At 71.9% G+C, this 16840-nt stretch carries 19 protein-coding genes, 1 tRNA gene and 1 other RNA gene; 11 read left to right on the top strand and 10 right to left on the bottom strand.

The window, feature by feature from the left end; genetic code table 11:
* Nucleotides 1-38 precede the first annotated feature (38 nt).
* Both SPOPO_RS0107275 and SPOPO_RS0107280 read right to left on the bottom strand, forming a co-directional pair.
* Nucleotides 39-1109, bottom strand: coding sequence for an aspartate-semialdehyde dehydrogenase (locus tag SPOPO_RS0107275; protein ID WP_019874132.1), 1071 nt, complete (start codon nucleotides 1107-1109; stop codon nucleotides 39-41).
* The gene (locus SPOPO_RS0107280) at nucleotides 1106-2371 is read right to left on the bottom strand and encodes an aspartate kinase (RefSeq protein ID WP_028984584.1); all 1266 of its coding nucleotides are present in this window, start codon (nucleotides 2369-2371) and stop codon (nucleotides 1106-1108) included. Before SPOPO_RS0107280 ends, SPOPO_RS0107275 begins: the two co-directional genes overlap by 4 nt.
* A gap of 307 nt (nucleotides 2372-2678) precedes the next feature.
* Between SPOPO_RS0107280 and SPOPO_RS28250 the strand changes: the two genes are divergently transcribed.
* The 4 genes from SPOPO_RS28250 to SPOPO_RS28260 are packed head-to-tail and all read left to right on the top strand — an operon-like array spanning nucleotide 2679 to nucleotide 5267.
* The gene (locus SPOPO_RS28250) at nucleotides 2679-3611 is read left to right on the top strand and encodes a phosphatidylinositol-specific phospholipase C/glycerophosphodiester phosphodiesterase family protein (protein ID WP_051098303.1); all 933 of its coding nucleotides are present in this window, start codon (nucleotides 2679-2681) and stop codon (nucleotides 3609-3611) included.
* Between the two features lie 28 nt (nucleotides 3612-3639).
* Nucleotides 3640-4044, top strand: coding sequence for a YbaB/EbfC family nucleoid-associated protein (locus SPOPO_RS28255; protein ID WP_019874135.1), 405 nt, complete (start codon nucleotides 3640-3642; stop codon nucleotides 4042-4044).
* A 9-nt stretch (nucleotides 4045-4053) separates the two neighbouring features.
* The gene (gene recR / locus SPOPO_RS0107295) at nucleotides 4054-4653 is read left to right on the top strand and encodes a recombination mediator RecR (protein WP_019874136.1); all 600 of its coding nucleotides are present in this window, start codon (nucleotides 4054-4056) and stop codon (nucleotides 4651-4653) included.
* A 47-nt stretch (nucleotides 4654-4700) separates the two neighbouring features.
* Nucleotides 4701-5267: a DUF5063 domain-containing protein gene (locus tag SPOPO_RS28260; RefSeq protein WP_019874137.1), complete on the top strand. Its 567-nt coding sequence runs from the start codon at nucleotides 4701-4703 to the stop codon at nucleotides 5265-5267.
* Nucleotides 5268-5349: 82 nt separating this feature from the next.
* On the opposite strand, the gene SPOPO_RS0107305 is transcribed toward SPOPO_RS28260, so the two are convergent.
* On the bottom strand, nucleotides 5350-7332 hold the full coding sequence (locus SPOPO_RS0107305) for a DNA polymerase III subunit gamma and tau (RefSeq protein WP_019874138.1): 1983 nt from the start codon (nucleotides 7330-7332) through the stop codon (nucleotides 5350-5352).
* A 189-nt stretch (nucleotides 7333-7521) separates the two neighbouring features.
* On the opposite strand from SPOPO_RS0107305, the gene SPOPO_RS0107310 reads away from it, so the two are divergent.
* Nucleotides 7522-8991 (top strand): LVIVD repeat-containing protein, encoded by a 1470-nt coding sequence (locus SPOPO_RS0107310; RefSeq protein ID WP_019874139.1) that lies wholly within the window; start codon nucleotides 7522-7524, stop codon nucleotides 8989-8991.
* Entirely contained in the window at nucleotides 8988-9605 is a 618-nt protein-coding gene (locus tag SPOPO_RS28265) for a DUF305 domain-containing protein (protein WP_019874140.1), read from the top strand. Before SPOPO_RS0107310 ends, SPOPO_RS28265 begins: the two co-directional genes overlap by 4 nt.
* Before the next feature lie 30 nt (nucleotides 9606-9635).
* Here the strand turns inward: SPOPO_RS28265 and ffs are convergent.
* An RNA gene (gene ffs / locus SPOPO_RS33615) (signal recognition particle sRNA small type) lies at nucleotides 9636-9732 on the bottom strand.
* Nucleotides 9733-9897: 165 nt separating this feature from the next.
* Between ffs and SPOPO_RS0107320 the strand changes: the two genes are divergently transcribed.
* Nucleotides 9898-9982, top strand: a tRNA-Ser gene (locus SPOPO_RS0107320).
* A gap of 77 nt (nucleotides 9983-10059) precedes the next feature.
* Here SPOPO_RS0107320 and SPOPO_RS0107325 read toward each other — a convergent pair.
* From SPOPO_RS0107325 to SPOPO_RS35070, 3 genes are all read right to left on the bottom strand, one after another.
* Nucleotides 10060-10980 carry a glutaminase gene (locus tag SPOPO_RS0107325; RefSeq protein ID WP_019874141.1) on the bottom strand — a complete coding sequence of 307 codons (921 nt, stop codon included), beginning with the start codon at nucleotides 10978-10980 and terminating at the stop codon, nucleotides 10060-10062.
* Between the two features lie 96 nt (nucleotides 10981-11076).
* Entirely contained in the window at nucleotides 11077-11481 is a 405-nt protein-coding gene (locus SPOPO_RS35065; RefSeq protein WP_019874142.1) for a type II toxin-antitoxin system VapC family toxin, read from the bottom strand.
* Nucleotides 11478-11714, bottom strand: a complete 237-nt coding sequence (locus tag SPOPO_RS35070) for a FitA-like ribbon-helix-helix domain-containing protein (protein WP_019874143.1) — start codon at nucleotides 11712-11714, stop codon at nucleotides 11478-11480. The genes SPOPO_RS35065 and SPOPO_RS35070 overlap by 4 nt, the downstream gene beginning before the upstream one ends.
* A 74-nt stretch (nucleotides 11715-11788) precedes the next feature.
* Here SPOPO_RS35070 and SPOPO_RS0107340 point away from each other — a divergent pair, with 74 nt between their 5' ends.
* From SPOPO_RS0107340 to SPOPO_RS0107350, 3 genes are read left to right on the top strand one after another with little or no spacing between them, the layout of a single operon-like run.
* Nucleotides 11789-12523: a DinB family protein gene (locus SPOPO_RS0107340; protein WP_019874144.1), complete on the top strand. Its 735-nt coding sequence runs from the start codon at nucleotides 11789-11791 to the stop codon at nucleotides 12521-12523.
* Between the two features lie 51 nt (nucleotides 12524-12574).
* A complete protein-coding gene (locus SPOPO_RS0107345) occupies nucleotides 12575-12811 on the top strand; it encodes an AbrB/MazE/SpoVT family DNA-binding domain-containing protein (RefSeq protein WP_019874145.1) in 237 nt (78 codons plus the stop codon).
* Complete coding sequence (locus SPOPO_RS0107350; RefSeq protein ID WP_019874146.1) at nucleotides 12808-13221, top strand: PIN domain-containing protein; 414 nt, start codon at nucleotides 12808-12810, stop codon at nucleotides 13219-13221. Before SPOPO_RS0107345 ends, SPOPO_RS0107350 begins: the two co-directional genes overlap by 4 nt.
* 5 nt (nucleotides 13222-13226) lie before the next feature.
* On the opposite strand, the gene SPOPO_RS0107355 is transcribed toward SPOPO_RS0107350, so the two are convergent.
* Nucleotides 13227-13823, bottom strand: coding sequence for a TetR/AcrR family transcriptional regulator (locus SPOPO_RS0107355; protein WP_019874147.1), 597 nt, complete (start codon nucleotides 13821-13823; stop codon nucleotides 13227-13229).
* Nucleotides 13824-13897: 74 nt separating this feature from the next.
* Between SPOPO_RS0107355 and SPOPO_RS0107360 the strand changes: the two genes are divergently transcribed.
* Nucleotides 13898-15364, top strand: a complete 1467-nt coding sequence (locus SPOPO_RS0107360) for a flavin-containing monooxygenase (RefSeq protein WP_019874148.1) — start codon at nucleotides 13898-13900, stop codon at nucleotides 15362-15364.
* 13 nt (nucleotides 15365-15377) lie between these two features.
* Here the strand turns inward: SPOPO_RS0107360 and SPOPO_RS0107365 are convergent, their stop codons facing one another.
* Entirely contained in the window at nucleotides 15378-16058 is a 681-nt protein-coding gene (locus tag SPOPO_RS0107365) for a hypothetical protein (RefSeq protein WP_019874149.1), read from the bottom strand.
* A gap of 65 nt (nucleotides 16059-16123) precedes the next feature.
* Nucleotides 16124-16804 carry a hypothetical protein gene (locus SPOPO_RS0107370; RefSeq protein ID WP_019874150.1) on the bottom strand — a complete coding sequence of 227 codons (681 nt, stop codon included), beginning with the start codon at nucleotides 16802-16804 and terminating at the stop codon, nucleotides 16124-16126.
* Nucleotides 16805-16840 lie beyond the last annotated feature (36 nt).

The following is a 16840-nucleotide window of genomic DNA, read 5'->3' on the forward strand; positions in this document are numbered from 1 at the left end:
CCCAGCGAGTGAAGCGCGTCCCAGGCGGCGAGGGTGGGTCAGCCTTCGGCGAGTTCCTCGGCGAGGAGCTCGGCGATCTGGGCGGTGTTCAGGGCCGCGCCCTTGCGGAGGTTGTCGCCGCAGAGGAACAGGTCGAGGGAGTTCGGGTCGTCCATGGCGCGGCGGACCCGGCCGACCCAGGTGGGGTCGGTGCCGACGACGTCGGCCGGGGTGGGGAACTCGCCGTTGGCGGGGTCGTCGACGAGGACGACGCCCGGGGCGTCGCGCAGGATCGCCTGGGCGCGGTCGACGGTGACCTCCCGCTCGAACGTCGCGTGGACGGCGAGCGAGTGGGTCGTGATGACCGGGACGCGGACGCAGGTCGCGGAGACCCGCAGGTCGGGCAGGCCGAGGATCTTGCGCGACTCGTTGCGGACCTTCAGCTCCTCGGAGGACCAGCCGTCCTCCTTGAGCGAGCCGGCCCACGGCACGACGTTGAGCGCCAGCGGCGCCGGGAACGGCCCGAACTCACCGATCGCGCGGCGGACGTCCCCGGGCTGGGTGCCGAGCGTGTCCGAGCCGGCGACCTTGGAGATCTGCTCGCGCAGGGCGTCGATGCCGGGTTGGCCGGCCCCAGAGGCGGCCTGGTACGAGGCGACCACGAGCGCCTGCAGGTTGTACTCCGCGTGCAGCGCGCCCATCGCGACGATCATCGACAGCGTCGTGCAGTTCGGGTTCGAGATGATCCCCCGCGGCCGGCGCCGGGCGGCGGCCGGGTTGACCTCGGGCACGACCAGCGGGACGTCGGAGTCCATGCGGAACGCGCCGGAGTTGTCGACCGCGATCGCGCCGCGCTCGACGGCGATCGGCGCCCACTCCTTGCTGATCTCGTCCGGCACGTCGAACATCGCGACGTCGACGCCGTCGAAGCACTCCGGCGAGAGCGCCACGACCTCGACCTCCTCGCCGCGGACGACGAGCTTCTTGCCCGCCGAGCGCGCCGAGGCAACCAGGCGGATCTCGCCCCACACGTCCTCACGCGTGGACAGCAGGTCGAGCATCACCGTGCCGACGGCGCCGGTGGCGCCGACGACGGCGAGGGTGGGCTTTTCGTTGCGGGCGGGACTCATCGTCCGGTTCCTCCGTAAACCACGGCTTCGCCGTCAGCGGCGTCCAGGTCGAACGCGGTGTGTGCAGCCGCCACAGCAGTGTTCACGTCGTCCTCGCGGACGACCACCGAAATACGGATCTCCGAGGTGGAGATCATCTCGATGTTGACGCCGGCCTCGGCGAGGCAGGCGAAGAGCTTGGCCGAGACGCCCGGGTGCGAGCGCATGCCGGCGCCGACGAGCGAGATCTTGCCGATCTGGTCGTCGTAGCGCAGCGACTCGAAGCCGATCTGGTCCTTGATGGTCTCCAGCGCCTGCACCGCCTTCGCGCCGTCCGAGCGGGGCGCCGTGAAGGAGATGTCGGTCCGACCCGTGGACGCGCCCGAGACGTTCTGGACGATCATGTCGATGTTGATGCCGGCACCGGCGACGGTCGAGAAGATCGCCGCGGCCTGGCCGGGCTTGTCGGGCACGCCGACGACCGTCACCTTGGCCTCGCTGCGATCGTGCGCGACGCCGGCGATGATCGGGTCTTCCATGTCGTTCCCTTCTCGGTTCACGACCCAGGTGCCCTCGCGGTGGCTGAACGAGGACCGGACATGGATCGGCAGGTTGAAGCGGCGCGCGTACTCGACGCAGCGCAGGTGCAGCACCTTCGCGCCGCTGGCGGCCATCTCGAGCATCTCCTCGTACGCGACCACGGGGAGGCGCCGGGCGGCAGGGACGATGCGGGGGTCGGCGCTGAAGACGCCGTCCACGTCCGTGTAGATCTCGCAGACGTCGGCCTGCAGCGCCGCGGCCAGCGCGACGGCGGTGGTGTCCGAGCCGCCGCGGCCGAGCGTGGTGATGTCCTTCGTGGACTGGGAGACGCCCTGGAAGCCGGCGACGATCGCGATCGCGCCGTCGGCCAACGCGGTGGAGATGCGCCCGGGCGTGACGTCGATGATCCGCGCCTTGCCGTGCTCGGCGTCGGTGATGACGCCGGCCTGACTGCCGGTGAACGAGCGCGCCTCGTGACCGAGGTTCGCGATCGCCATCGCGAGGACGGCCATCGAGATCCGCTCGCCGGCGGTGAGCAGCATGTCGAGCTCACGGGCGGGCGGGATCGGCGAGACCTCCTTGGCGAGGTCGATCAGGTCGTCGGTGGTGTCGCCCATCGCCGACACGACCACGACGACGTCGTTGCCCGCCTGCTTGGTCTCGACGATGCGCTTCGCGACCCGCTTCACCGACTCCGCGTCGGCGACGGAGGAGCCGCCGTACTTCTGCACGACGAGACCCACGGCGAACAACCCCCTGACTCGGCCCCGAACGGGCGTGCGTCTGCCCGGTCTGCGGCGCTCATTCTACGGCCCGGCACGCTGCGTGATCTCCGCGCTTCCGACGAGGGGGTGTCACCCTTTCGTCGGGGTTGTCCACAGGCGCGAACACGGCGCGAACAATCCGGCAACAGATCTTTCAAGGCCTCCACGCCGAACGCCGATCCTGCTTAACGTCGAGAGCGCAGTCAGGCACCGGGATCGGGAGGGTCCGCACGTGGCCAGGGGGCGCGGACGACGAGCGCACTCCACGCGAAATCGCGTCGGAGGCGTGATCGGTATGGCCGTGGCCCTCGTCGTCGCCGGCGGGACGATGGACACCGCCCGCGCGGCCACCGCGCCGGCTGAGCCGTTCGAGGGATTCGGACCGGCCGGTGTCGTTGCGCTCACGCACGGTCACTCCCACAACGACTACACGCGCAACCGGCCGCTCGCCGACGCTCTCTCCCGCGGGTTCACCTCCGTCGAGGTCGACGTCGTCCTCGTCGGCGGCCAACTGCTCGTCGGGCACGACCTCGTCGAGGCCCTGGTCAGCGGCTCGACGCTGCGCTCGGCGTACCTGGACCCGCTCGCCGACTGGGTCGCCCGCAACGGCGGCAAGGTCTACGCCCCCGGCGACCCGCCGCTCACCCTGCTCGTCGACATCAAGTCCGAGGCGAAGAGCACCTGGCGGGCCCTGGAGGGCATCCTCACCGACTACGAGGCGATGCTCACCCGCTTCACCCCGGAGGGGGTCGAGCCCGGCGCGGTCACCGTCCTCGTCTCCGGGAACCGGCCGGTCGAGCTGATCGCCGAACGGTCCCAGCGGTTCACCGCGCTGGACGGCCGCATCTCCGACCTCGACGGCACCGCGCCGGAGACCCTGATCCCGCTGATCAGCGCGCGCTGGGGCGCCCTGTTCTCCTGGTCCGGCAAGGGCCGCATGCCGGCGGCGGACGCCGCCCGCCTGCGCGCGCTGGTCGAGACCGCGCACTCCCAGGGCCGGCGGATCCGCTTCTACGCCACCCCCGCCTCGACGCCGGGGATCCGCGCGAACGTCTGGCGCGCCGAGCTGGAGGCGGGCGTGGACCTGCTCAACGTCGACCACCTCACCGAGGCGCAGCGCTTCCTGATGAGCGCGTCGAACGACGGACCCGCCGCGGACACGGGTCGGTCAGGGGCAGGACATAGGCTCCCGGCAGGAGGCGTCAGCCGGACGCCGTGACCTCGCCGCGACCTTCGAAGGAGCGCTCATGACCACCGGCGGCATGCCCGACATGGGTGCCCTGCTCGCGCAGGCAGCGCAGATGCAGCAGCAGATCCTCGAGGTCCAAGCGCGGCTGGCCGAGACCAAGGTGACCGGCAGCGCCGGCGGCGGGGCGGTGCGCGCCACCGTGACCGGCAGCCTGGAGCTCGTCGGGCTGGACCTCGACCCCTCCGTCGTCGACCCGACCGACACCGAGACGCTCGCCGACCTGATCGTGGCCGCGGTCCGCGACGCGAACCGCGCCGCTCAGGAGATGCAGGCCCAGGCGATGGGCCCGTTCGCCGCCGCGATGGGCGGGATGGGTGGCATGGTCGAGGGCATGGGCCTGGACGCGAGTTCCTTCGGCCTCGGGGCGAGCGGCGGGCTCGGCGGCCTGCCGCCGGGCCGGTAGCGGGTCTCGTTGTACGAAGGCATCGTCCAGGACCTCATCGACGAGCTCGGGCGCCTGCCCGGCGTCGGTCCGAAGAGTGCGCAGCGGATCGCGTTCCACCTGCTCGCCGCCGATCCCGCCGACGTGCGCCGCCTCGTCACGGCGATCGGGCAGGTCAAGGAGCGCATCCAGTTCTGCGAGCTGTGCGGCAACGTGACGGAGGACGTCCGCTGCCGGATCTGCCGCGATCCGCGGCGCGACCCCGCGGTGATCTGCGTGGTCGAGGAGGCCAAGGACGTCGTCGCGATCGAGCGGACCCGCGAGTTCCGCGGCCGGTACCACGTGCTCGGCGGCGCGATCAGCCCGATCGAGGGCGTGGGGCCGGACGACCTGCGCGTGCGCGAACTGATGGCGCGCCTCGCGGACGGGACCGTCACCGAGATCATCCTGGCCACCGACCCCAACCTCGAGGGCGAGGCGACTGCGACATATCTCGCGCGCCTGATCAAGCCGATGGGGTTGAAAGTGACCCGCCCGGCTAGTGGACTGCCCGTTGGTGGCGACCTGGAGTACGCCGACGAGGTGACCCTCGGGCGGGCGTTCGAAGGACGGCGACTGCTCGATGTGTGAGGCGCGCGGACAGATGCCTGCGCGTCCGGACGTGAAGGGGTGACGCGGTGACCGAGGACCCGGCGAGCTTCGGGACGCAGATCGCGGACCAGGTCGAGAGCTTCCTGATCGCGCTGCGCGAGTGCGCGCTGGCCGCGACGCCCGAGGAAGCCGTGCCGATGCTGCACCTGGCCACCGCGCAGCTCCTGCTCGCGGGCGGCCGGCTCGGCACGATGGAGGACATCGTGCTGGAGGAGCAGTTCGAGCCCGACGCCGGCGCCGACCCGGACCTCGACGAGCTCCGCGCCGCCCTCGCCAACCTTCTCGAGCCGATCGACGAGTACGCCGAGGTCTTCGACCCCTACGAGCGGCACCCCGAGCTGATGATCTGCCGGATGTCCGACGAGCTCGCCGAGGTCGCGGCCTCCCTGCTCCATGGGCTCCAGCACTACAAGGCCGGCCGCGAGTCCGAGGCCCTGTGGTGGTGGCAGTACTCGTACCTGAACTCCTGGGGCGTCTCCGCCTCCACCGTGATGCGCGCGCTCCACAGCGTCCTCGCCCACGACCGGCTCGACACCTCGACCGGCGACACCGCCCTGCTCCAGGCCCTCGACCCCGCGGTCACCCGGATCTAGAGCCGCCGCGCCCCGCCCCAGGCCCTCGCACGCTGCTCATGCATGAGCGAGTGGACAGGCGCCGCCGGGTGGGCGGGGCGGGTCAGTCGTGCTCGATCTCGCTGAGGACACTGGCGCCGAACTCCTTCATCAGCAGGTCGCGGCCGGAGAGGCCGTCGTCCGGGGCCGCGGCGTCGTCGGGGGCGGCGGCGTCGTACTCGTCCTCGTAGGCCGGCGGGGGCGGGGGCGGCGGAGGCTCGGGCTCCCGGACCGGCGGACGCGGGGCCGCGGCGGGCGCCGCCGCGGCAGCAGCCGGAGCGGCAGCGGCGGCCGGCGCAGCCGGAGCCGCGGGCGGCGGAGGCATCGGCGGCATCGGGGGCGCGGGGGCCGGGCGAGCGTTGGCCTTGGACGGGTCGTGAATCGCGTCGAGGCGGAACTGCGCGCGTAGGACCTCGGAGATCGCCTCCCGCAGCAGAGCATCGTGCGCGGAGTTGAGGAACCCCTTGCGGGTGCCCTCGTCGGAGAACGCGAGCGCGATCGTGTCCCCGTCGACCGAGGCCACCTGGACCTTGTCGAGCAGGATCATCCAGGTCACCTTGCGGCGCTGTTTGACGACCTCGAGGATCTCCGGCCACATCCGCCGGACCGCGACGATGTCGATCCCGCCGGACGCCACCGCGGGCGCCGGGGCGGGCGCCGGAGCCGGGGGAGCAGCCGCAGCGGGCGGGGCCGCCGCCGGCGGGGCGACGGGCTCGGAACGGGACGGGGCGGAAGCCCGCGGCGGCTCCGGCGCCCGCGGGGGCTCGGGGTCGCGGGCGGCCGGCGCCGTGGGAGTCGCAGAGGGAGTCGCCGGAGCCGGAGCGGACACGGGAGCCGGGGCTGCCGGAGCGGCGACCGGAGCGGCGAGCACCGGGATCGAAGCGTCCCCGGCGAGCCGGCGTTCGATGCGGTCGAGCCGGGCGTGGAGGTCGCGGTCGCTGTCGCCCGCGGCGGGCAGCAGGACCCGGGCGCAGATCAGTTCGAGCTGGAGCCGGGGGGCGGTGGCGCCGCGCATTTCGGTCAGGCCGGTGTTGACGATGTCGGCGGCGCGGGAGAGTTCGGCGGAGCCGAACCGGGCGGCCTGCTGCGCCATGCGCTCGACGGCGTCGGTGGGGGCGTCGATCAGACCGGTCGACCCGGCGTCGGGCACCGCGGCCAGGATCACCAGGTCGCGGAGCCGGTCGAGCAGGTCGGCGACGAAGCGCCGCGGGTCGTGACCGCCCTCGATGACGCGGTCGACGAGACGGAACACCGCGGCCCCGTCGTGCACCGCGAACGCGTCGATGACGTCGTCAAGCAGGGTGGCGTCGGTGTACCCGAGCAGGGCGGTGGCACGGCCGAGCGTGAGGCCCTCGGACCCGGCGCCGGCCATGAGCTGGTCGAGGACCGAGAGGCTGTCCCGGACCGAACCCGCGCCGGCGCGGACGACCAGGGGCAGCACGGCCGGCTCGACCGGAACGCTCTCGCGCTCGCACAGCGTCGCGAGGTACTCCCGCAGCACGCCGGGCGGCACGAGGCGGAACGGGTAGTGGTGCGTGCGCGAGCGGATGGTCGGGATGACCTTCTCCGGCTCGGTGGTCGCGAAGATGAACTTCAGGTGCTCCGGCGGCTCCTCGACGACCTTGAGCAGCGCGTTGAAGCCGGCCGTCGTGACCATGTGCGCTTCGTCGACGATGTAGATCTTGTAGCGCGAGGCGGCCGGGGCGAACGCGGCGCGGTCGCGCAGGTCGCGGGCGTCGTCGACGCCCCCGTGCGAGGCGGCGTCGATCTCGATGACGTCGAGCCCGCCGCTGCCCCCGCGGGCGAGGTCCAGGCACGAGCGGCACGTGCCGCAGGGCGTCGGCGTCGGGCCCTGCTCGCAGTTCAGCGCGCGGGCGAGGATGCGCGCGCTGGTCGTCTTCCCGCAGCCGCGGGGGCCGCTGAACAGGTACGCGTGGTTGACCCGGCCGTTGCGGATCGCGTTCTGCAACGGCTCGGTGACGTGTTCCTGCCCGATGACCTCGGCGAACGTCTCGGGGCGGTAGCGGCGGTACAGCGCGAGCGACACGGAGCGACCCTACGGCCCACCGGGGACGATCGGCAGACCGCGGTCCTTCCCTGGGGAAACCCGAGGCGGTGGACGAACATCTCCAGCGAGTCCGGAGCATTTGGGGGTGGATTCCAGGCGATCGGGGCCGTACCGTCCGTAAATCTAAGACCTGTCGATAAATGTTCCCGCTCGCCCCCGGAGTGGCCCGTGCACCTCGGTATCGCCTCCCTCGCGTGCGTCCTCGCGCTCAGCCCGTTGGCCGTCGCGGCCGGCTCCCCGGCCCAGGCCGAGAGCTGGGACGCGGCCGTCCCGGTCGCCGACTGCGGCCCCGGGTCGAAACCGGAGACCGGCCTGCAGGGCCAGGTCCCCCTCGCCGACCGCACGAGCGGCCGCAGCCAGCAGGGCTACTCCTGCAACCTCGACCTGCTCGGGCAGTACCAGGGCGAGGGCACGACCTGGGTGAACCAGTCGTACCGGCACTGCGCCTACAACGCGACGTCGTTCTTCGGGATGGGGCGCAAGGCCTCCGAGGGCGTCCAGGTCATCGACGCCTCGAACCCCCGCAAGCCGCGCCTGGCCGGCAACCTCACGAGCCCGGCGATGCTGACCGACACGTGGGAGAGTCTGAAGGTCAACGAGGCGCGGGGCCTGCTGGCCGGCGTCTCGGTCGGCCCGGCGCTCGGGACGCTCGCGTTCGACGTCTACGACATTCAGACCGACTGCACGCGCCCGAAGCTGCTCAACGGGCTCTCGACGTCGAACTTCACGCTGCCCGCGTCGACGGTCAACCACGAGGGTCAGTGGTCCCCGGACGGGCGGACGTACTGGGCGACCAGCGTCGCCGGCGGCGCGATCACCGCCATCGACGTCGACGACCCGGCGAACCCGAGCATCGCCGCCGTGAGCGCGATCGGCTACGCCAACCACGGCTTCGAGCTGTCCGCGGACGGCAACCGCATGTACCTGACGACGGCGGTCCCGGCCGGCGTGGTGGTGCTCGACGTCAGCGAGGTGCAGGCCCGCGAGCCGGCGCCGGTCATTCGCGAGCTGGGACGCGTCGCCTGGGGCGGACCGGCCACGATCGGGCAACACACGATTCCGGTCACGTGGGGCGGCAAGTCGTATCTCGTGGCGGTCGACGAGTTCGCGGGCGAGGACATCCACATCGTCGACATCTCCGACGAGACGAAGCCCCGCGTCGTCCGCCAGATCCAGCTCGAGATCAGTCGCCCGAAGCACGCCGACCTGGCCGCCTCCGAGACCAAGGGCAACGGCCTGTTCGGCTACGACGCGCACTACTGCAGCGTCGACCGCCGCACCGACCCGACCGCGCTCGCCTGCGGGTTCTTCCAGTCCGGCGTGCGCGTCTTCGACGTCGTCGACCCGCTCAACCCGCGCGAGATCGCGTACTTCAACCCGCCGGCCCAGGTGGGGAAGAACGCCGAGCTGCTCGGCTCGGAGCACGCCGCGCACGGGGTCACCTATGTCGGCAACGCCTCCAACGTGCGGGACGCCGGGCCGGGCGGCGTCGGCTTCACCGGTCAACCGGCGGACCTGACCGCCGACTGGTGCAGCTCCCCGCCGCGGTTCGTCGGCACGAACCAGCTCTGGGTCAGCTGCCAGGACAACGGATTCCTCGCGCTGCGCTTCACGAACTCGGCCTACCGCGCGCCGTGAGGTGGCGGTCCGCGCCGGTCGCGATCGCGGGCGGCGCGCTGGTGCTCGGACTCGGCGCCGGACTCGGGATCGGCGCTGCCCTCGACGACGGCTCCGACGCCGCGGTGACCGCGGCAGCCGCGCCGAGCGCGGTGGACATCGGCTTCAGCCAGGACATGATCGTCCACCACGAGCAGGCCGTCCTGATGGCGCAGCTGGTCCGGGGCCGCACGTCCGACCCGAAGATCGCCGCGCTCGCGGCGGGGATCGAGTCCGAGCAGCTCCTGGAGATCGGGACCCTGCGCGGATACCTGGCGCTCTGGGACGCCCCGGTCCTGCCCGCCGGCCCGCCGATGACGTGGATGGCCGACCACCACGGGCACGCCGGCGGGATGCCGGGGATGGCGACGACCGCCCAGCTCAACGCCCTGCGGACCGCGAAGGGCGCCGCGCTGGACCGGATGTTCCTGCGTCTCATGCTCCGCCACCACGAGGGCGGCCAGCCGATGCTCAGCGACGCCGCGACGAACGCCGCGATCCCCGCCGTCCGCGCCCTCGCGAGCCGGATCTCGTTCGACCAGGCCGAGGAGACCCGGACGATCCAGTCGCTGCTGGCGGCGAAGCAGCGCTCCTGACGCGGGGCTCTCGCCGGGTCACGGCTTAACGAAAAGGACCCCCCGCGCACCTACCAGAGCCCACCTACCCTTGCTGCCTTCCGGCCCTGGGGGGGTTCAGCAGGATGGCACCACGCGGGGAGCCGGGACCAGTGTACGGGGCGCCCGGCGAGGACTGACTGGACGAGTTGAAACAGCTGAGGCGAACCGGTCGTCCCACGAGTACCCCCGCGTTGCAACTCGTCCACTGGGTCCATGGCCCCGCTCCCGTCGGCGCGACCTCCGCCTCCTAGTACCCTGGTCCACGCTCCAGGGAGGATTCGCCTAGTGGCCTAGGGCGCACGCTTGGAAAGCGTGTTGGGGGCAACCCCTCACGAGTTCAAATCTCGTATCCTCCGCCGGTTGAGCAGCGAAGGCCGGGCGTCCACCGTGACGCCCGGCCTTTGGCGTTTGCGGGTGGGAACACGTCCCGCTGTCAGAAGACCGACAGCTTTGCCCTTTCAGCGAGCAGATGGAGCGCCGCTCCACCGGCCCGCGAGTTCCCGGACGCATCCAGCGGCGGCGACCACGCGCACATACCCAGCCGACCCGGGGCGTCGGCGACGATCGCACCGGCCACCCCGCTCTTGCACGGCAGGCCGACCTCATAGGCGAACTGCCCCGCGGAGTCGTAGGTGCCGCAGGTCAGCATGACGGCGTTGATGCGCCGTGCGAGCGCCTCGGGGACGACGCGGTGACCGGTCTTCGGGTCCACACCGCCGTTGGCGAGGAAGCGGATCGCCCGTGCCAGCTGCCGGGTCGTCATGGTGACGGCACAGAGCCCGGCGTAGGTGGACATGACCGCCTCCACCGAGGTGTGCAGGTTGCCGAACGCGCTCATCAGGTGGGCCATTGCAGTGTTGCGGTGCCCGGCCCGCCGCTCGGCCTCCCTTATCTCGTCGTCGATCCCGATGGGCTCGCCGCAGAGCTCGCTGAGGAGTGCCCTCACCTCGCCGTCCGGGTCGTCGCACCGCTCGAGCAGCACGTCGCACACCGCAAGCGCTCCGGCGTTGATCATCGGGTTTCGCGGCACGCCCTCGTCGAGCTCCAGCTGGATCAGGGAGTTGAAGGGGTCGCCGGACGGTTCGCGATCCACTCGCTTCCACAGATCCTCGCCGACGTGCTGCAGGGCGAGCGTCAACGAGAACACCTTGGCGATGCTCTGGATGGCGAAGGGCACGTCGGCGTCACCAACGGCGTGCTCGGCGCCGGTCAGGTCGCAGGTGGCCAGGGCGAACCGGTTCGGATCTGCGTCGGCGAGTGCGGGGATGTAGTCGGCCTGCTGACCCTGCCGCGCCAGCGGTTGAACCTGAGCGGCGATCTCCGGCAGCAGCGCGTCGAGGTCGAGCGTCCTCACAAGCCTCCTCGCCGGCGTCGGTGTGTGCGGTGATCCAGCCGGCCTCGAGCACCCCCTGCCCGGCCCGGGCGCCGTTCACGCTCCTGTATCGGTTCCTCAGGACGGGTCGAGCGGCCCGACCAGGACGTCGGCGCGGACGCCGGGGACGACGCGCAGTCGTGCGTCGAAGGTGATCAGCGGCGCGTCGACCTGCTCCGCGAGGGCCAGGTAGGACGCGTCGTAGGTCGTGGCGTTGCGGCGCAGTTCCCAGACCCGGGCCGCCAGCAGTTCGTAGGGCCACAGCCCGAGGTCGAGGTCCAGCAGGTCCCGGTGGGCGAGGGCGGCCTGGTCCGAACTGATCAGCTCGGCCGCGGCGCGCCGGCGGAGGACGTTCGCCGTCTCGAACAGCACGAGGTGAGGAGCGACCAGCGGTCCGCGCCCGATCGCGCCGACGACCCAGGCGCCGGCCGGTCCGGCATCGGTCAGCAACGCGACGAGAGCGGACGCGTCGACCACCTTCACCGGCGGTCCTGGTCCAACTCCGCGACGACGTACGCCATGTCGAGCCGGGTGCCGGTCTCGGCCACGCGAGATCGTGCCCGCGCGATGACGTCGGGGAGCGACGGCCGGGAAGCAGCCTCGATCAGGTGCGCCCGCAGGTACTCCTGCAAGCTCTGGCCCGCGCCGGCGGCCCGGGCGGCCAGCACGTCGCGGACCTCGTCGGGAACGTTCCGAATGGTGATGGCGACGCTCATGCCTGCATAATAGCTGCACTGCAGGCATTTCGCAGCTCCCCTCAGTTGTCGCCGCTCGGTGCCAGGCTGGGGCGATGACGGAGATCGCGGACCGGTCGGTGACGGGTGTCCGGTGCCGGGACCTGGACGTCCGGCAGGCGGGGTTCTGGAACATCCGGATGCGGGACGCCTGGATTCAGGACGTCGAGATCGACGGCGACGTCGAGAACCTCCGCATCAACGGCATCGACGTCGGGCCGCTGATCGAGGCCGAACTCGACCGCCGGTACCCGCTGCGGCCGAAGATGCGCCCCACCGACCTCGCCGGGTTCCGGGAGGCCGTGGACATCCTCGAGACGCTGTGGGCGCGCACGGCCACGCGGGCGCGGGCCCTGCCGCCGGAGCTGCTCCACGAGCGGGTCGACGACGAGTGGTCGTTCGTCCAGACGCTGCGTCACCTGCTGTTCGCGACCGACATCTGGATCAGCCGCGCGATCCTCGGCAACCCGCGGCCCTGGCACCCGCTCGGGCTCCCGTTCGAGGAGATGGAGCCGCACCCCGAGATCCCGGTCGATCACGACGCCCGGCCCTTCCTCGACGAGGTCCTCACCCTCCGCGCCGAGCGGTACGCCCTCCTCCGCCGTGTGCTGGACGACCTCACCCCCGAAGGCCTCGTCGCCACGACCGAGCCCGTCGAAGGACCGGGGTACCCGCCGGCCGGCCGGTACCCCGTCGCCAAGTGCCTGACGACCGTCCTGAACGAGGAGTGGCAGCACCGCCTCTACGCGGAGCGGGACCTCGACGCCCTGGAGAGTCGACGGACACGCTGAGCCTGTGCCGCCGGCCCATGCGAGATGGGTGGCAAATGGTAGCGTGATCCCATGGAGACCACGATGGACTCGGGTGGGCGCATCGTCATCCCCAAAGCACTCCGCGACGCCCTCGGCCTCGTCCCCGGAGCAACGGTGGACATCTCCCGGTACGGGGTCGGGCTCCAGGTGGTCCCGGCCGGGCGCACGGCCCGGCTGGTCGAGCGCGACGGCGTTCTCGTCGCGACCGGAGAGACCACGATCGACGACGACGACGTGTTCGCCCTGATCGACGCTGGACGCCGGTGAGCGAACGCCTCGCCGTCGACACGAGCGTCGCCGTTCCTCTACTCGTGGCCACCCACGTCGCGCACCCCACCGTCGAGCGGTGGCGCGCCGGCCGGGAACTGTCGCTGTGCGGCCACGCTCTGGCCGAGACCTACGCGGTCCTCACCCGGCTGCCCGGCGACATCCGCCTCTCTGCCCCCGACGCCGCGCGTCTGATCGCCGCGCGCTTCGCCACTCCGCTCCTGCTGACGACGAAAGCGACTCGCACGTTGCCCACGACCCTGGCCAAGTTCGGCATCGCCGGCGGCGCCGTGTACGACGCCCTCGTCGCCCTGGCCGCGCGGGAGAACAACGCCACCCTGGCGACCCGCGATGCGCGGGCCCGCGGCACCTACGAGGCAGTCGGCGCGAATGTCGTGATCGTGGCCTGACGCACTCAGCGCGCGAGCGCGAGCAAGGCGTCGCGGGCGTCGGCGCGGGCCTGGGTCCAGGCGCGGTCGAGCGGTTCGGTCGGGGCGCCGGTGGCGTGCATCAGGGCAAGGCCGCGCATCGTGTTGAGCAGGACGTCGGCGCGGACATCTAGGCGCTTGGGACTGCGGACCGGGCCGGCCATCGCGCGGATCACGGCGCGGATCGCCTCGTCGAGGTCCTCCTCGAGCTGCAGCACCCGCGGGTGGAGCTTCGGGTCGGTGCGGGCGGCGACGTAGACCTCGAGCGCGGCCGTGTAGATCGGGTCGTGAAACTTGTCCCACAGCGCGTCGAGGCCGACCTCGACGCGGCGGGGCCCGACCGGGATGTCCTCCAGCATCGCGAGCACCTCGTCGGTGCGGCGGCGCCCGATCTCCTCGACGACCTCGACGACCAGCCGCGCCTTGTCCGGGTACTGGTGGGTGACCGCCCCCCGGGAGACGCCGGCACGCTCGGCGACCGCCGCGATCGTCACGCCGGGGTACCCGCGCTCGACCAGGCAGGCGATGGTCGCGGCGATCACCTTCTCCCGGGTCGCGGAACTGCGCTCCACCTGCGTCGCCACGACCCCTAGCTTACGGGACGCCTGTCCGGTAACTTGCGGGATACACGTCCCGTAACTTGTCCCAGGGAGCTCACGTGAGCCGACGTGACCCACGCATCGCCGTCATCGGGGCCGGCATGTCCGGCCTCTGCCTCGCCGCCAAGATGCGCGCGGCCGGGATGGAGAACGTCGTCCTGTTCGAGAAGGCCGACCGGGTCGGCGGGACGTGGCGGGAGAACACCTACCCGGGCCTGAGTTGTGACGTACCGTCACGTTACTACTCCTACAGCTTCGCGCCGAACCCGCACTGGACCCGTCTCTACTCGCCGGGCGCGGAGATCCAGGAGTACCTGCGCCGGGTCGCGCGGGACCTCGATCTCGAACGGCACATCCGCTTCCGCACCGAGGTGCAGGAAGCCGAGTGGATCGACGGCCGCTGGCGCGTCCGCACCACGGACGGCGCGGAGGAGGACTTCGACTTCCTCGTCTCCGCTGCCGGCGTCCTGCACCACCCACGCGTCGCCGACATCCCCGGCCTCGACTCCTTCGCGGGCGCGTCGTTCCACTCCGCCCAGTGGGACCACTCCGTCCCGCTCGACGGCCGCCGGGTCGCGGTCATCGGCAGCGGCTCGACCGCCACGCAGATCACCGTCGCGCTCGCCCCGCGGTGCGCGGAATTCAAACTCTTCGCCCGCACCCCGCAGTGGGTGTACCCGACCCCGAACCCGCAGTACCGGCCGTGGAGCCGGTTGATGCTCGCCTCGTTCCCCGCCCTGAACCGCCGCTGGGGCCGGATCTCCTACCGGTTCTGGCAGACCGTGCTCGAGCAGGTCTTCGGCATGGCGGTCATCCGGCCCGGGTGGCAGCGGCACCTGGTCACGGTGTCCTGCCACCTCCACCTGCGCCGGGTGAAGGACCCGGCCCTCCGCGAGCGACTGCGGCCGAAGGACAAGCCCGCGTGCAAGCGGATGATCTTCGCGTCGAGGTTCTACAAGCGCTTCAACGACGGGGACGCCACGCTCGTCGACACCCCGATCGACCGGGTGACGGAGCAGGGCATCCGCACCACCGACGGGCAGCTGCACGAGGTCGACGTGATCGTGCTCGCGACCGGGTTCCACGCCCACACCTACCTGCGCCCCGTCGAGCTGATCGGCCCCGACGGCCTGCGCCTGTCGAAGGTCTGGAGCGGTGAGCCCCGCGGGTACCGCACGATCGCCCTGCCCGGTTTCCCGAACTTCTTCCTGCTGCTCGGCCCGCACTCGCCGATCGGCAACCAGTCGCTGTTCATGATCACCGAGACGCAGGTCGACTATCTGCTGCAGTGGGTGGAGCGTTGGCGCGCCGGCGAGTACGACGCCGCCACCCCGACCGAGGACGCCACCGACGCCTTCCAGGCCGAGATGCGCCGCGCCTACCCGGACACGATCTGGACCAGCGGCTGCCAGAGCTGGTACCTCGGTGCCGACGGGCTCCCCGCGCTGTGGCCGTTCACCCCGCAGGACCACCGCGACATGCTCGCTGAGCCGAACCTCGCCGAGTGGGAGCTGACGAAGGCCTGAAGCTGACGATCCGTCAGACGCGAGCGACCCGCTGGGCGGCCCGGCCCGCGAGCCGCTCGACCTGGCCGAGCGAGGGCCACCGGCCGTCGGGGCGGACCGACGTCACGATCACCTCGGCCGCACCCACCTGGGCGTGCAGGTCGATGCCCCGGATGCGGACGACCGCCCCTTCGAGCCGGGCCTGCACCTCGTACCGGAACCCGATCGCCAGGCTCGCCGCGCCCACGTCGACCGGCACCTGCTCGATCAGCACCCGCCGAACCTCCGCCCCCTGCTCGGTGAACAGCGCCGTGAGCGCCTGCCCGTAGCAGTCGACGCCCCGGACGGTCGCCAGCCGCGCGAGGTCCGCCCGCGCACGCTCGGGTGTTCCCAGCACGACGGACCGCGAACCGATCTGCGACGGGCGCTTCGTGAAGGCCCGGCCGTCGTGGCGCGCGGCGTAGCTCGGCGCCTCCACCCCGAGGCACTCGTACCGCGCGGCGTCCTTTTCGAGCGCACTTGTCCGGGATTGTTCCTGCACCGAGTACCCCGGCAGGTCGCGACGGCGCAGCACGGCGGCCTTCGCGAGCCGCTCGGCCTTCGCCTCCCGGATCGCCACCCGGTCCGGCGACGACCCCAAAGCCGCGACCGCCGGCACCGGCACCAGCGAGGTCAGGGCCAGAGCTGCCGAGGTCACCACGACTCGCAGAAACATGCGTCATCCCTCCCGCCCCGGTCGTTTCCGGGTGGCGGTGGGTCGAAACCCCCGCGGGCGGCGGCTCAGAGCGCAGCGACGCGTTGCGCGGCCCTGGCGGCGAGCGCCTCGACGGCCGGCAGTTCGGGCCGCCGACCGTCGTAGCGGGCGGCGTCCACGCTGAACTGCGTCTGCCCGACCAAAACCGCGACGCTGTAGCCACGCATCCGGACGGGGTAGCCGAAGACGGAGGCGCGGACGTCGTAGCGGAGTCCCAGCGCGACGTCGGCTCCCTCGACGCGCACCGGGACCCGCCGGATCGACAGCCTCGTCACCTCCCCGCCCACCTCCCGCAGGCTGCTCGCCATCGAGCGCCGGATGCACGTGAGGGCCCGCTTCCCCGCCGCCACCTTCATGTCGGCCCGGGCCGCCCGCTCGGTGGAGACCACGGTGGCCACGGTTCCGATGTCGAGGGCACCCTTGGTGAAGGTGAAGCCTGCGTCGATCGCTCGATAGGTCGGCTCCTGGGCCCGCAGGCACGCGTAGAACGCGGTGTTGTCTGCGTCGTCGCCGGGTCGAACCCGGTCACGCTGCGCCCGGAAGCCCGGAAAGTCCTTCGGCGTCAGTACCGCTGCCTTCGCGAGCTTCGCGGCTTTTGCCCGCGTCACGGTGGGCTTCACCGCCTGGTCGGCCGCCCCGGCGGGTAACGGCGTCAGCGGAACCGTGGCCAGGGCGGCGGCGACCACCAGCGTGCGCAGAGCCTTCATTGCTTCCCGCTTCCCCGTGCATCTCGTCGATCGGCC

It is taken from the genome of Sporichthya polymorpha DSM 43042, from assembly GCF_000384115.1.
GTDB classification, from domain to species: Bacteria; Actinomycetota; Actinomycetes; order Sporichthyales; family Sporichthyaceae; genus Sporichthya; species Sporichthya polymorpha.